Origin of the sequence: Sphingobacterium kitahiroshimense (assembly GCF_025961315.1) — a bacterium.
Classification (GTDB): Bacteria; Bacteroidota; Bacteroidia; order Sphingobacteriales; family Sphingobacteriaceae; genus Sphingobacterium; species Sphingobacterium anhuiense.
Genome location: NZ_JAOQNK010000001.1, coordinates 382,571 through 398,081, shown reverse-complemented (window position 1 = coordinate 398,081; position 15,511 = coordinate 382,571). Strand labels below are relative to the sequence as shown.

Genomic DNA, 15,511 nt, shown 5'->3' with positions numbered 1-15,511 from the left:
TTAAAAATTAACATTTAATCCTATCGTGTATGTCTTGGCTAAAGGATAATTCGCTACATCTAATCCAATACTGCCGACCTCTGGATCTATACCAGAATAAGAGGTAAAGGTGAACGGGTTTTCCGCAGAAAAATAAATCCTAGATTGCAGTTTATTCAAAAACTTAGGTAAGTTATAGCCAACAGTAATGTTTTTTATACGAAAATAATCGCCACTTTCAAGGTACCAATCTGATATCGTTCCGTAATTAGCATTTGGATCTTTAGAAGAAAGTGCTGGAATATTACTATTTAGATTATCCGGCGTCCAGGCATTTAGGACACGATTATCCAGATTATAACCCTGTAAGCCCGCGTTATAGGCTGTGAATTTATATCCGTTAAAAATTTTTGCTCCTGAAATACCATAGGTTAATACATTTAGATCAAAGTTTTTATAATCTAAATTAAGGGCAAAACCATAGGTGAACTTAGGAACCGCACTACCCATATATACACGATCATCAAAACTGATTTTACCGTCACCATTTGTATCTTCGAATTTTAAATCACCAGGACGTGCAAAGGGTTGAATAAGCTTACCATTTAGACTATGCGCCTGTACTTCTGCTTCAGAATTAAATATTCCGGTATTAGGAATCAAATAGTATGAATATAATGCTTGTCCTGGCGTAGACCGATATGGAGACAGTATGCCTCGAACATTATCTCCGTGTTCAATAAAGTCACTTCCTAACCCATCAATATTTAATACCTCATTCCGATTGAAAGCGATATTAGCATTTAAACCAAGTTTCCAATCTCCAAATTGATGATTATATTTTGTACTGAATTCAAATCCTTTGTTCATAATATCACCTGTATTACTTGTAGGGCCTCTCTGCATACCTGAATGTGGATCGGGTTGAATTTCATAGATCATTCCGATGGTCTTTTTACGATAATAATCTGCTGTAAAACTTAACTGACGAAATAAAGTCATATCTAGGCCGATATCCCATGATTCAGAAGTTTCCCAGATGAGATTAGGATTACCTTGTTTGATCATTGCAAAATGGCGTACCAAAAGTCCTTCCGACCCTAAAGGTGTGACAGTACCGCTATTCAAAGGTAAGTTATATGCGTACTTATCTACTGATTGAATATTTCCAATCTGGCCCCAGGAAGCGCGTAGTTTTAAATCATTAATAAAGTCACTTTTAAAAAATGATTCTGAAGAAATTTTCCAGGCTCCCGAAATTGATGTAAATACATCCGATCGATTATTTATTGGTAAGCGTGAACTGCGATCCTGCCGGATACTTGCTCCTAAATAATACCGTCCTGCATAATTGTAATTAACACGAGCAATAGCAGATGTTAGTGCATCTTCCCAGACATCACTTGTTGGAATTCCTGGTATAGATTGTGCATTCTCGATATATTGATACCAATCGTCTTCCCGTTCAAATCCCATTCCCTGAATGTAGTATTGTTCATACTTTGTTTTCTGGGCAGAGTATACTGCTACAGCGTCAATCTGGTGATCACCAAAACGTTTCGTATAATTCAATTGCTGATCCCAAATCCAACGATCTGTACGAGCTTCTTCTTGCGTCAAATAATTGTTGCCATTTGATCTTCCAATTTCTGGTATTTTGGGATCAAATCTTTTTAAAGAATACCGATTTATATCCAAAACAAAATTAGATTTAAAGGTTAAACCATCCCATAAATCCACTTTGGCAAAAACATTACCATTGAGGTTAAGTGTCGGATTGTTAACTGTTGGACGTAGAAGTAAAGCTACTGGATTATAAGTATCACCATATGCAGATGAAAATTGCGATAAATTAAAAGGAACAGTACCGTGAAATAATCCTTTCTCATCATATACAGGTGCTGCAGGATTCATATAAATTGCATTGATGATCGATCCACTATAACTGCTAGATGTATTTGTACCTCGAGCGGTGGTATGGTTGACATAAAAATTTTGTCCTAATATCAATCGATCAAAAAAATCAAATTCGGATTTCAAACGATAAGCAAAACGTTTGTAACCTGTATTCAGCAATAAACCTTCCTTATCGTGATAACCAAATGAAGAATTATACCTGGATCGTTCTGATCCACCAGACACCTGCGCATTTGCATTTAAAATATTCCCTGTTCTGAAGATTTCATTCATCCAATTTGTGCGGGTTTCCTGTCCCCAAGGATTTAATGTCGCATTATGACCATCGGCAGGATTCACTCCATCTCTTTTCGCTGCATCATTATAGGCCTGGGCGTATTGTGTCGCGTTCAAAGCAGTCGGTAGATTACTCGCATTTTGCCAACCTCGATACAGATCGACACTTAGTTTGGGCGCTCCAGCTTTACCGCTTTTAGTTGTGATCACGATAACTCCAGATGATGCCTGAGCTCCATAGATAGCTGCAGAAGCTGCATCTTTCAAGATATCCATGCTTTCAATATCATTTGGATTGATAGGTCCGCCATAATAGGGTGCTCCATCGACTACATAAAGTGGCGATTCGGCGTTTAGTGTCCCCATTCCTCTAATCATCACTTTAGGCATTGCCGAAGGATCGCCACCTGCAGACATCACCGTTACTCCTGCAACATTTCCTTGCATCAGATCTGCCACGTTAGTTAATGGACGAGCAACATTTTCTGCGACATTAGGTAAAGAGCTTACAGCAGTTGTTAAATCTCCCCTTTTTTGCTGACCGTAACCAATGACAACCACCTCATCAAGAGCTGAAAGTTGCTCTTTCAATGTAATCAAAATTGAGTTACTATCACCACTCTTTATACCTTTAAGATCTTCCAGGTAAGATTCGTACCCAATCATGGAAACCTTGATCTTATACTTCGCATCTTCATTTAATTCTTTAAATACAAATACACCTTTTTGATCTGTCGATATACTCGTGACAACTTGTCCTTTCGTATCTAAAAGTACAACCGTCGCTCCTGTTTTGACAACACCATTATTATCCATAATGGTACCTCTTATTTGCCCATTGGACTGGGCATAAGATTGCAGAGCAACGGAGATCGATAGCATTGTCAATAATGCTCTTAACTTCATCGGGTTTCTTTTCATTTCATTTAGTCTTTTAATTTGTAGGTGGTTTGTACCGCATGAACTAAAATTTAAACGGTATTATTTACTTCTTTTATTGCTTTTTATTTTTAATGATTATACTGTTATTGCTATGGGTATAGGTAAGTTCATTCATCTGACAAATAATGGATAGCATAACATCCAGTGGATAATGTTCTTCAAATTTCCCAGTAAAGGATAGTCCTTCAAGAGATACCTCTTCTAGATTAATGATTACACCCTTTAGTTTTTCAATCTTAGAAAACACCTGTGGAAGTGGCGTCTGATCAAACTGCAGGCCACCCTCTTGTTTATGTTCGTCTGATTTCACGTTGTCCGCTAATTTTAGATTGTTCGCTTTTTCTTGTCGATCAACTAATAAAGCTGTTTTAAAATGATCATCAATCAATAACTGTTGTCCAGGCTTGAGCACCTGATCTTTCATTTCAAATGGACTGCGATTCGTTGATTTCACAACTATTTTCCCAGATATTAACCTAACCGATAATTTACTTTTAGTATAACTATCGACTGTAAATTCAGTACCAAGTGCCGTTGTTGTATAACCGTTGGCGGATACAATAAATGGTCGTTGCGCATCATGGGCGACATTAAATCTCGCTTCTCCAATTAGTGTCAGGTTTCTATCGATGTTTCCATATTCTTTTGTATAATAAATATTACTGTTAGGGGATAAAATAATCCTAGATCCATCTTTCATTTTATAGGTAAGCGTATCTGTACTGCTGTTGGCAAGTTCATATATGAGTGGTTCTGGTATTTGTACTGTTGTAATGGGAATAGGCAAATTTGTTTGGACAAAGTGATACCCAAATATTCCCATAGCCAATAAAATGGAGGCGGCAATAGACCAGCCTATTTTTAAACGACGTCGATTAGGTAATGCTTTGATCACTCCCATTTTTTCATGAATACCGAATAACATCTGTTGATACTCTTCTTCTGTTGCCAATTTTTCGTTTTCATGTACTGTTGCAAAATCATTCCGAAGTTCCTCCATTAGAGGGTGTTTGGAATCTTCTAAGTCGGACAATAGTTTATGCTGATCCTTTTTAGAAAGTTTTCCTTCCCAAAAACGAGTAATTAAATTAAGAATCTGTTGCTTCATCAATAGTAAATACACAAGAAATTTCCAAAGGGGATGCTTTTGTTGTTAAGAAATTATTAATAAAACATCAATTAAACATGTGGATACATCGCTTAATACTAAAGACATGATCACATATGAGAAAGATTATATTTGAGCCTTAATGTAAACGCAATACTCTTCCTTTTATACTTATCAAAAAAAGACAAATAATCTTTGGGAGAGATGAATCACCCAACGTATTTAAAAAGAAATAATAATTCGAATTTTACGGAGGTACAAAGGATTATTTTTTTTGTAAAAAAGCCTTTTGTAAAGTTATGAAGCGGTCTACTATGATTCTGATCAGAATGTTCCGGAGATAAGGCAATAAGGAGTGGATAAAAAAAATTAAAGATTCGCGAGAAGAAAGACGATGAGTAATGATCTTTCTGCATAGGCAGGGTATTGCTTAGCGACATATTCTCTAATGGCTTTGTTCGATTGTTTGAGATAATCTGCTACCGATTGTGGGCTAAGTCCTAAAAGATCAGCTACATCTTCTTTTGTGCGCCCCTCATAACGACACAATTTAAATACTTCCCGTTTTCTTTTTGGTAATACGGCAACGGCTTCTTCCAAGATTTCCATTTGCTTATTGAAAATTTCTTCCTGAATACTGCTATCTTCCTCGGCATAAATTTCTTCGGGATAATTGGCAATATACGCAACTGATTCTTTCAACTTACTGCGTAGAACATTCAGCGATTTATTATAACTAACAACAAATAACCAGCCTCCAACAGGACGATCTACCTGTATCTTAAATCGATTCTGCCAAAGCGATAAAAAAACATCTTGCAACACTTCGGTCGCTAATTCACGATTATCGATTAATTTTAGAATATTTGCATGTACAGGTTTATGATACCGCGCATACAATGCATTGAAAGCCTTTACGTCTCCCCTCGACATTGCTACGATTTCTTCAATTTCTGTTACCGTTTTATTCATGTTAATTGATATGTTTTATCTTCTACATCTGTGGTTTTGTGGTTTGAAAACCACGGGCAAATTTATTTAAAAAACAAACAGCTTAATCCTTTTAGGAGGTTATCAAATTGTTAAGAATATAGGTTGTTTCTGGTAATTAAATAATTGGTTACTTATCGTAAATATACAAAAATGATCTACATTACAAAATAAGATTTATGCAGTTAAATGGATGACTTGAACAAGGGTAATGCTATCATTCTGAAATTATATTTCATCACTATCTGAGAGAAGCGAATTGCAAAAGGTGTAAGGCAGATGGAGAAAGGGAAATTTACATATACTATGAATACATGGGAATTTAAGTCACTAAAACCTGATTTTGGAAAACAAGACAGAACTAGTATACAAAAATAGCTAACCTGTACTATACAGATTAGCTATTAAAATCATAATGCTTATAGCAGGTCAAGACCACTACTTGACACTTGCAGCTACAATTTCTGCAACGGAGGGAATACCTGTTTTTTTCCATATAGGTTCACCATTCTTATAAAGAATTAATGTTGGTATGGAAGTTATTTTAAAATCTTTAATTATTTCAGGATTTGCATCTATTTCTACTAAAATTGTTTTGATATTATTTTCCGTCTTGCTGTTGATTGAATCTAATACTGGTATTACTTTTTTACAAGGCGGGCAATAGTTTGATCCGAAGTCAACGAGAACATATTCCTGAGATTTCAATGCTGTTTTAAAATCAGCCAATAAAATTCTATTTTTATTTACAGTTGCTACCTCTACTGGATATCCTGCTCCGATCCAAGCTGAAATACCAGGTGCCAAAACATAGATCTTTGTAAATCCACGTTCTGCGAGTAAATTAGCGATTTTTGTAGATCGCCCGGTTTGGATAGAATAGATAAAGACTGGTTGACTTTTGATTAATCTACCCAATTGCTGTTCATAACCTTTAACGGCAGGATCGATCTGACGAGCTTGTGGTAAATGTGCCTGTTCATATTCTTCAGCACTGCGAGCATCTAAAATCTGAGGCTTATCCTGTTCGCTTATTTTTTCATGAAATAACGCCGCTTTTACGCGAAAATCTTTTTGTTCTCTCTTCTCCTTCTCTATCGGAGATGATTGGTTTTGTCCTTTGCCATCAAACACTGTGATGACCAATAAAATTAGGATTAATGTAATCTGTTTTTTCATTTGTTAAACACGATATAAATGTCGAATTTTCTTAAATTGTTACGAGTTCATTTTTTAGAAAAGATAATTCACTAGAAACGGAAAGCGGGTGCTGCTATTTCTTGTGTCTTACTTTTTCTAAATTCTTTCATAGATACCGGTTCACGATCCTCAAGTTCGGCGAAATCAACAACACCGTTATTTTTAGCCCATTTGAAATATGCTTGAGATAATTGGGATACCACATCATGATTTTGGCTAGCAACATCTTTTATTTCAGTAGGGTCGTTTTCTAAATTATACAATTCCCATTTATAAGAGGGCCAAGTTGAGATCAACTTCCATTTGCCTATTCGAGCCGCGCGATTACCGGCACGTTCCCAGAAAAGTCCTTCAGGTCTGTCAATTTTATTCTTATCATCAAAAATAACAGGTAACAGATTTTTACCTTTTAAATCATTGGTTTTTAAACCCTTGTATGTTTTTGGATATGTCGCTCCTGCTAAAGCGTAGAATGTTGGTGCTAAATCAATAATATGTCCCGTCCCATTTTTAATGGTATTTGCCTGTATTCGATTAGGAAACCAAGCTATAAATGGTGTATTAATACCACCTTCATATGTGTAATCTTTAAATGCTTTATAAGGTGTGTTGGAAGCATATGACCAGTTTTTACTCTGTGATTCATACGAACCTGTAGTGCCTACAGGCCCTGAGTTTATTCTTGCGCCATGATGCCACTTCACCAAATCTTCAGCCGGAGCTCCATTGTCAGATAAAAAAACAATGAGTGTATTATCCAGTTGATTATTGTCTTTCAATTTCTGGAGAAGGTGACCAATACTCTGATCTAAGCGGTCGACCATAGCGGCATATATTTCCATTTTCTTTGCCCACAATTGACGTTGATCAAAAGATAGTCGGTCCCAATCGTAAATATCTTCATCACGTATTGATAATTTGGTATCAGGTGTAATTAAACCTAACTCCTTCTGACGTTTAAATCTTTCTTGACGAATTGCTTCCCAGCCTTTATCGTATTTCCCCTTATATTTTGCAATATCCTGAGGTAGCGCTATTAAAGGCCAGTGTGGAGCTGTATGAGCTAAATAGAGGAAGAAGGGTTTTTTATCATCTTTTACTTGATCCAAAAATGATAAAGCATGTTGATTGATTACATTGGTAGCATAGTTTTCAGGAAGTGGATATCCTTGTGCATCTGTTTCACCTTTAAAACCCGGCGCACCTGAATCAGAACTCTTTTCATCCTTTGGAAATACGAGATCAAAACCACGCTGCCAAGGAAGGCTCGTCCCTTTGCCAGATACATGCCATTTGCCGGATGTGATGGTGTTATAACCGTTTTCCTTCAATACTTCAGCAAGGGTTAGTGATTCTTGATTAATATATCCTTCATAAGCAGGTAATCCGAGGTCATTAGAAAAATAGCCTACTCCAGCTTTATGCTGATACTGCCCTGTCAATAAAGACGCACGAGTGGGTGCACAAATGGAATTATTATAGAACTCGCGTAACCGCAATCCTTCTGATGCAAGCCGATCTAAGTTGGGGGTTTCAATCTCACCTCCGTATGCGCCAAGATCTGAATAACCCAAATCATCGGCTAAGATTAGTACGATGTTAGGCTTTTTTTGCTGTGCTACACCAAGTGTCGTTAGGCTTGCAGTTAAATATAATATGGAAAATATTTTTTTCATGGTAATGTTTGATTTTAAATGTTAGCGAAATGAGGATTGTCCTTTGATTCGGTCATAATTGACAACGTCGTTTTCCTTTGCCCATTTTCGATACAGTTCTTCAAGCTGTTTTACAACTTGAGGATTCTGAGACGCGACATTATGATTCTCTCCTCTATCTGTATCGATGTCATATAACTCTACATTATTCCCGTTACGATAGGTAGACACCAGTTTCCATTTTCCGAAACGGACAGCTCGATTGCCGGCACGTTCCCAAAATAAAGCTTGATTACGCTCCACCTGTGCCAGATCAGTATTTAACAGTTTTCTAAGGCTGACTCCGGGAAGTGTATTGGTAGCGGTCCCATAATTCGTATTTGGGTACTTTGCTTGGGCATAATCATATAATGTTGGAGCAATATCAATTAGATGTCCAGTTCCTCTTTTAATGGTGTTGGCTTTTACTTCCCTAGGGTACCAAACAATAAAAGGAGCGCCAATACCGCCCTCGTATGGGTTATCCTTGTAACTTCTTAATGGTGAATTTCCCGTTTGTGACCAATTGCTATTTTGCACATCATAAGATCCTGCAGAACCAACAGTACCCGTGTTTCTGCTTGTATAAATACGGGCTCGATCACCACCTTGTGCACCATTGTCAGACAAAAATATAATGATTGTATTGTCATCAACTTTTAACTCTTTTAGGGTCTGACGAATCTTACCGATACTTTGATCCACACGATCAATCATACCTGCAAATACTTGTTGTCTTCTTTTCCAGTATTGTTTTTCATCATAGGTTAATTTATTCCATTCTTGCGTTAATGTATCTTTAGCACTTATTTTCTGCTTCGCAGGGAATACGCCTTGTTTAATAGCGTTTTCATATCGTTTTGTGCGTAAACTGTCCCAACCAATAGTATAAGTCTCCTGATACTTTTGCGTTTCTTCTTCTGGTGCCTGTAGAGGCCAGTGTGGTGCATTAAAGGCTAGGTATAGAAAGAATGGCTTTTTATCATGATGTTGCTCTTTCAAAAATCCAATTGCCTGATCGGTAATTTCATCGGTCAGATATCGATCTTTAGGTAAGTAGAAGGGTTTATTATTCTTGTACAAAGGCACTGTCGCTTGAGTAGAATCGCTGATTTCATAAAAATTAGACGCACCTCCTACAAAATTGAACGACCGTTCAAATCCTCGTTGTGCTGGCCACTGATCGTAATCGTCCCCAACATGCCATTTGCCTGATATAATAGTGGAATAACCTGCCTTTTTTAAGACTTCTGCCAACGTTGGCGATTCTTTATTCAAGAAACCTTGATATGCAGGAAGTCCAAGGTTTACATTGAAATAACCTAGTCCTGCCTTATGGGCATATTGCCCTGTCAATAAAGATGCTCTTGTTGGAGCACAGATCGAGTTGTTATAAAATTCTTGAAAACGAGTTCCTTGAGATGCCAATTCTGTTAGATTTGGGGTATGGATATCAGATGCACCATATGGTTCAATATCTGAAAAACCGAGATCATCGACCAAGATCAAGATCACATTTGGACGTTTGTCCTGGGACCATCCAGCGAGGCTGCTTAAAGTCATTAAGAGCGTCAATAAATAATAGTTTCTTTTCATTATGTGAAATTTTTAATGAATGTGAATTGATTTTAATTATTAACCCAATCTGGATGCTGTTTAAGATTTGGATTTAAATTCAGTTCGCGTTGTGGCGTGGGAAAATGAATATGTCTTGGAGCCGCATTGGTTTTACCTGCGGCCTTTAGTTTTGCAACATAATAGGTTGCCCCTCTGCGCGCTAAGTCAAACCACCTTTGATATTCAAAAGTTAACTCCTTCCTTCTCTCTTCAAATACTGCTTCTCTAAAATCATCTTTACTTAAATTTTTTTCGATATCACCTGTTGCTGCACGCACTCTAACTTTATTTAGAAAAGTCTGTGCTAGTAAAGTTGATCCATTGAGCTCATTTTCAGCTTCTGCCAATATGAGCAATACTTCAGCATAACGAATAATGGGTAAATTTTTAGATGATTGACTTTGGTTGCCTACTACGCTCTCATCATAATATTTATTAAATTGAGGTTTTGCAAGTGCATAATACTTACCATCGACCGGAGAAATCATCCCTGTAGTAAATGTGGTATTTAAACGTTTATCCTGTTTAGAAAAAGTACCATATAAACCACCTTCAGCATGCCAAGCATCCGCATAGTCACCATTAATACCCGGAATATCCGCAGGTGCAGATCTACTTGCAAGCGAATTTCCCTGATATCCACTGTTCCCTTTGAATTGTGCAGAGAAAATATGTTCAATACCGTTTTTCTTATCGATATTAAATACATCCGTAAATTCGGAAAACAAATCATATCCCTCTTTATCAATTACATCCTGTGCTTTTAATTTTGCATTTGACCAATCTTGTTGTGTTAAATATACCTTTGCCAGTATACTTTTGGCAGCTCCTGATGAAGCTCTTCCTTTATCGTTGTCACCGTAAGATTTATAATTGGGTAGATTTTCTGCATCTTTAAGATCTGCAATAATTTGGTTATAGACTTCTTTTTCAGAAGCCTTGGTCACATAAAGTTCTTCCGTGCTAAGTGATGTTACAGGTTTTAGAACTAAAGGAACGGGACCAAACCAACGAACTAAATTAAAATAATGCAGTGCTCTTAAAAACTTGGCTTCATTAATTAAACGCTTACGGATTGCGTCATTAATCTTTTCAGGTGATATCAAAGCGATGTATTCAATATTTTGATTTGAAGCATTTATAGCGTCGTAACTTTGTTTCCACAATTGTTCCATACGGTCATTCGATGCATCGTGTGTCAAGTTACTGATCGCACGTACATGTGCATTCCGCGCTCTTGGTCCAGCTTCATAATCATCAGTAGCCATTTCTACTCCAATTTGAAAAAGACTATTATAGATGGACTGTCCGCTTTCATATAGTTTTCGATATGTTCCGTTAACAGCAGAAACAGCTTGATTTTCATTCAGATAAAATTGCTCAGAAACCAGTAGACTTTCCGGTTTCTCATCTAATTTTGAGCATGATACGATTCCAATCAATAATGTGGATGCGAATAATATATTTGTAATTTTCATGTACCTCTGGATTAAAATGTTAAAGAAAGACCTACTGTGAGGGAGCGTGAAGCTGGATAAATTCCAGAATCTGTCCCTATCTGTACGTTACTACCTGATGTCACTTCAGGATCAAAACCTTTGTACTTACTCCAGGTAAGTAAATTTTGTCCAGATAGGTATACGTTCACATTGGATATTCGAGTAGCATTTAATACATGTTTAGGAATGGTATAGCCAAATTGAAAAGACTTTAATCTGACAAATGAACCATTCTCAACAAACTGATCTGAAAAAATTGGAGCAGGATCTAATTTCGCTCTAGGATAGCTTTGACTGGCATTTGTTTCAGTCCATCTGTCTAAAGCATCTGTTGATGCATTTTGTTGTCCCGTAAACATTTCCAAGTTTTGACGATTGACATTAAGTAACTCATTGCCAACTGTTCCTTGTATTAAAAAAGTAAGATCAAAGCCGCGATAAGAAAGCGTATTGGTTAGTCCAAAAATAAAATCTGGTTGTGCATTTCCAATGATGCCACGGTCATTTGCTGTTGTAAATTTACCGTCACCGTCGATATCTTTGTAAAGACGATCCCCAGCTTTTGGTATGGCATTTCCAGTAAATAAACCTTTAGTTGATTCCTCTCCTTTTTGTAAAATTCCATCGATCTGTGTGCCATAAAAAGCTCCGAGAGGTTCACCAACTTTAATGATATAATTTCCAGAAATATAAGATTGTGCTCCTGTACCAATGGTTAATACTTGATTTCGATTGAATGAAAAGTTCACATCTGTATTCCATACAAATTTTCCATTTAGGTTCCTGGTTTTCAAGCCAAATTCAAATCCTTTGTTGGAAACTGAACCAAAATTCTGTAAAGAAGATGCATAACCTGATGTCCATGGAATTTCAACATTAAGTAATAAATCGGTGGTTTTTTTGTAGTAGTAGTCTAAGGTAAACTGTAGTTTACTGTTAAATAGCGCAATATCAAATCCTCCATCATACTGATAGGTCGTTTCCCAACCTAAATTTTTATTTGGTATACGTTGCGAAGCAAAACCGGTTACTATTTTATTGCCAAATAAATAATTTAAGTTATATAATGTCGAAAGCGACTGATACTGACCGATCTCCTGGTTGCCTGTAGTTCCAAAACTAGCTCGGATTTTTAAATCATTGACTGCACTGAACGTTTCTTTAAAAAAGCTTTCGTTGCTAGCTCTCCATGAAAAAGCTAAAGAAGGAAAATTTCCCCATTTATTATCAGCTCCAAATCTAGAGCTACCGTCGCGCCTGATACTGGCTGATAAATAATATTTATTGGCATAATTATAATTTACACGAGCCAGATAAGAATGCAGTATCCAAGAATAAGCATCGGAATTTGGACGGACAAGGGTTGATCCACTTTGCAGACTGTTATACAAAAGATCATCCGTTACGAAATTTTCAGCTCCCGCGTTGAAGGTCTCATTCTTCGCTTCCTGTTGCGTAAATCCAACTAAAGCATTTAAATGATGATCTTGAAAAGAAGTGGTATAGTTTAACGTATTTTCATTCAGCCATGAATATGAATCTAGATTACCTAAATTTGCTTTTCCATTGTTACCTGCCCCCTCGTAGATGTAAGAAGGCAAATAAAATTTATCGGTCCTATTGTTTAAATCTACACCTAATAGCACTTTCGCTTGAAGCCCTTCTATAATATCATATTGAGCAAATGAAGTTCCCAAAATGCGTAATGCGTTTGATGTATTGGTGGTTTCTTTTAATGTTGCAATAGGATTTGCAAAAATGTTTTCAAACGGATTTCTTAATGTGTAAGATCCATCGGCATCATATATGGTTGCGGTTGGAGGCATTATCAATAATGCATTGACAATTCCTGATGGTGCAATTTGAGATGTTGTTCTGTTAATTGAAAAATTAGCGCCAACATTTAAGCGCTTAAAAGGATTAGCATTGATATTGGAACGGAAACCTAAACGTTTAAAATCTGTATTTCTAATTACTCCATCTTGGTCAAAATAATTAGCTCCAATAAAATATTGCACCTGTTCAGCTCCACCTGATAAAGATAATTGATGATTCGTAATCTGTCCATTTTGGAAAGCTTCTTTTTGCCAATTTGTTCCTGAACCTAATTGATCGATTTTGTCTTGTGTGAGGTACTGAAATTTTCCCAGATTCGGATATGCATCATATAAGGCCTCATTGCGAAGAATAGCAAAATCTGGAGCTGTTAGGACATCTATTTTTTTTAACACCTGTTGTTGTCCTATACTACCATCATAGTTCAGTTGTACACGACCTGCTTTACCTTTCTTAGTTGTCACCAATATTACGCCGTTAGCACCACGAGAACCGTAGATTGCTGTTGCAGCAGCATCTTTTAAAACTTCAATACTTTCGACATCACTTGGATTGATGCTCGACATGGGATTGACAGGAGTTCCACTACCTACTCCAGTACTCTCTGTTTGATTATATATGGGAAAACCATCAATAACATATAAGGGTTCATTTCCCCCCTGAATAGATGCGCCTCCACGAATACGGATACTGACACCACCGCCCGGCTGCCCAGAAGTTTGCGTAACCTGCACCCCTGATATACCACCTTTCAAAGTCTGATCTAGCGATGATACATTCTGTTTCAATAAAGACTCATTTAAGGAAGCAACTGATCCCGTCAAATCGCGGCGTTTCTGCGTACCATAGCCTACCACTACGACTTCATCAAGATCTTCCGTAGTAGGGCTTAATTCAATTACAGTAGGTGATGTATTGATAACAATCTTTTTCTTTTCATACCCGACAAAAGATACAATCAGCGTAAAAGGGAGTTTTTGACCTGTGACAAATTGAAACCGCCCATTTCCATCTGTTTTTACACTATGTGTTACTGCTTCCAATTGCACAGTGACACCTTCAATGGGTTCTTTACTGGAAGCATCGATAACTGTACCAACTAAGGAGGCATTTATTATCGGTTTAGGTTCTATTTGAGCATACAGCGAATTCAGGCTGTGTATTAAGAACAAAATAAGTATAGAATACCGAAGTACTCCTAATTTTTTCATAGTTTTACGGTGTTTAATAGTGAATACTTACAAGTGCCAACGCCAATTGAAGACTTGTGGTTCATTATATCCAAACTTGGGGGAGCGTTAAAGCTTCCCCTATTTTTTTAAAGAAGATTTTTTGAAATTAGATGCACATTCGCATCCAGCAGGAAGGGAAATTAAAGGAAACATAATCAGTCACGGAGACTGCTCTTGTAGATGGGTTAGTAAGATTGTTTTTCATAAACTTTGTTAAATAATGAATATTAATTTCGGTTTCGTTTGCCAACGCCAATTGAGTAACGATAAGGCAAATATAAAAATAAATTTAATAAAGTCTACTAACTAAGTAGATTTAATGTAATTATTTTTAAAACCTGAACTAAAGCACCATATAGCATCGTTTATTAATCATATTATCTGTCAAACAAATTTTTATATTAGCAACAATGCCAATGCATTAACATCAAAAAAGGAAATGAAAAATCGGATAAAGCTAATCTGTAGCTATTATCCGATTCAGTTATTAAATTTTCACTAAAAATACAGGGGTACTTCTATTTTTTTATTGGTGCATGAACATGTACCATTTAGTTTGCATGATTTTTTAACCACTCTAAGCGTCTTTGATCAGCAAGATGTTTCACTTCGAAATGCTCAAATGTTGCATTAAAACCATTACCATCAGGACATGCCGCCATTAAGCCCACCATAACAGGTGTATTATCTTGTAAATAGGCATTACGCATTAAAGTATAACTTTTATCATCAAAAGAGTAAAATATCTCTACAGCATCCAACCTCCTTACAGCTTTTATCCATACGTATGGAATGGCTTTTTCTAGACTGATGATACTCCAATCACTGGTGCGGTGTGTCACGACAGTACTTAAATTGTATTTTCCATCAACAAACTCGATTCCTGCTTTAATATAATTTTCTTTATCAATCCGTAGCATCAATCCCATCTGATCAAATCTCGCTTTATAGTCAGCAGAAATTTTTACTTTTGTCTCAAACTCACCACCATAAGTTCCATAATAAAATGGAGCATCGTCAACAGTAAATCCATAATGTGATATACGCCAATAATCACTCTGGGGTGTTACGAACATACTCAGCGTTTGGTCCTTTACCTCCCACTTTGCCGGTTCATTAAACCACTGCATTTTCGTTAGATTTTGTGCCATTGTCAACTGTTGGCAAAGGACAGTCATCATAAGTAGTATTAATTTCTTCATCTCTGTATTCAAATAATCT

9 protein-coding genes are annotated in these 15,511 nt (G+C 36.7%); all 9 read right to left on the bottom strand.

Features of this window, described 5'->3' with window-relative positions; genetic code table 11:
- The 9 genes from M2265_RS01715 to M2265_RS01675 all read right to left on the bottom strand — a co-directional run bounded on the left by M2265_RS01715 (window position 1) and on the right by M2265_RS01675 (window position 15,492).
- Entirely contained in the window at window positions 1-3,093 is a 3,093-nt protein-coding gene (locus M2265_RS01715; protein WP_207902353.1) for a SusC/RagA family TonB-linked outer membrane protein, read from the bottom strand.
- Between the two features lie 73 nt (window positions 3,094-3,166).
- Entirely contained in the window at window positions 3,167-4,222 is a 1,056-nt protein-coding gene (locus tag M2265_RS01710; protein WP_132768297.1) for a FecR family protein, read from the bottom strand.
- A gap of 369 nt (window positions 4,223-4,591) precedes the next feature.
- Complete coding sequence (locus tag M2265_RS01705) at window positions 4,592-5,194, bottom strand: RNA polymerase sigma factor (RefSeq protein ID WP_132768299.1); 603 nt, start codon at window positions 5,192-5,194, stop codon at window positions 4,592-4,594.
- 456 nt (window positions 5,195-5,650) lie between these two features.
- A complete protein-coding gene (locus M2265_RS01700) occupies window positions 5,651-6,391 on the bottom strand; it encodes a thioredoxin domain-containing protein (protein WP_132768301.1) in 741 nt (246 codons plus the stop codon).
- Window positions 6,392-6,462: 71 nt separating this feature from the next.
- Window positions 6,463-8,088, bottom strand: coding sequence for an arylsulfatase (locus M2265_RS01695; protein WP_132768303.1), 1,626 nt, complete (start codon window positions 8,086-8,088; stop codon window positions 6,463-6,465).
- 21 nt (window positions 8,089-8,109) lie between these two features.
- Window positions 8,110-9,702: an arylsulfatase gene (locus M2265_RS01690; protein WP_132768305.1), complete on the bottom strand. Its 1,593-nt coding sequence runs from the start codon at window positions 9,700-9,702 to the stop codon at window positions 8,110-8,112.
- A gap of 32 nt (window positions 9,703-9,734) precedes the next feature.
- Window positions 9,735-11,201, bottom strand: coding sequence for a RagB/SusD family nutrient uptake outer membrane protein (locus M2265_RS01685; RefSeq protein WP_132768307.1), 1,467 nt, complete (start codon window positions 11,199-11,201; stop codon window positions 9,735-9,737).
- An 11-nt stretch (window positions 11,202-11,212) separates the two neighbouring features.
- On the bottom strand, window positions 11,213-14,269 hold the full coding sequence (locus M2265_RS01680; RefSeq protein ID WP_132768309.1) for a SusC/RagA family TonB-linked outer membrane protein: 3,057 nt from the start codon (window positions 14,267-14,269) through the stop codon (window positions 11,213-11,215).
- Window positions 14,270-14,841: 572 nt separating this feature from the next.
- Window positions 14,842-15,492 carry a DUF1349 domain-containing protein gene (locus M2265_RS01675; protein ID WP_132768311.1) on the bottom strand — a complete coding sequence of 217 codons (651 nt, stop codon included), beginning with the start codon at window positions 15,490-15,492 and terminating at the stop codon, window positions 14,842-14,844.
- Between the last annotated feature and the right edge of the window lie 19 nt (window positions 15,493-15,511).

What these genes read in the sequence shown, in the direction of transcription:
- M2265_RS01680 (WP_132768309.1), bottom strand. Translation starts at nt 14,269, where the DNA reads ATGAAAAAATTAGGAGTACTTCGGTATTCTATACTTATTTTGTTCTTA.
- M2265_RS01700 (WP_132768301.1), bottom strand. Translation starts at nt 6,391, where the DNA reads ATGAAAAAACAGATTACATTAATCCTAATTTTATTGGTCATCACAGTG.
- M2265_RS01695 (WP_132768303.1), bottom strand. Translation starts at nt 8,088, where the DNA reads ATGAAAAAAATATTTTCCATATTATATTTAACTGCAAGCCTAACGACA.
- M2265_RS01690 (WP_132768305.1), bottom strand. Translation starts at nt 9,702, where the DNA reads ATGAAAAGAAACTATTATTTATTGACGCTCTTAATGACTTTAAGCAGC.
- M2265_RS01675 (WP_132768311.1), bottom strand. Translation starts at nt 15,492, where the DNA reads ATGAAGAAATTAATACTACTTATGATGACTGTCCTTTGCCAACAGTTG.
- M2265_RS01705 (WP_132768299.1), bottom strand. Translation starts at nt 5,194, where the DNA reads ATGAATAAAACGGTAACAGAAATTGAAGAAATCGTAGCAATGTCGAGG.
- M2265_RS01685 (WP_132768307.1), bottom strand. Translation starts at nt 11,201, where the DNA reads ATGAAAATTACAAATATATTATTCGCATCCACATTATTGATTGGAATC.
- M2265_RS01710 (WP_132768297.1), bottom strand. Translation starts at nt 4,222, where the DNA reads ATGAAGCAACAGATTCTTAATTTAATTACTCGTTTTTGGGAAGGAAAA.
- M2265_RS01715 (WP_207902353.1), bottom strand. Translation starts at nt 3,093, where the DNA reads ATGAAAAGAAACCCGATGAAGTTAAGAGCATTATTGACAATGCTATCG.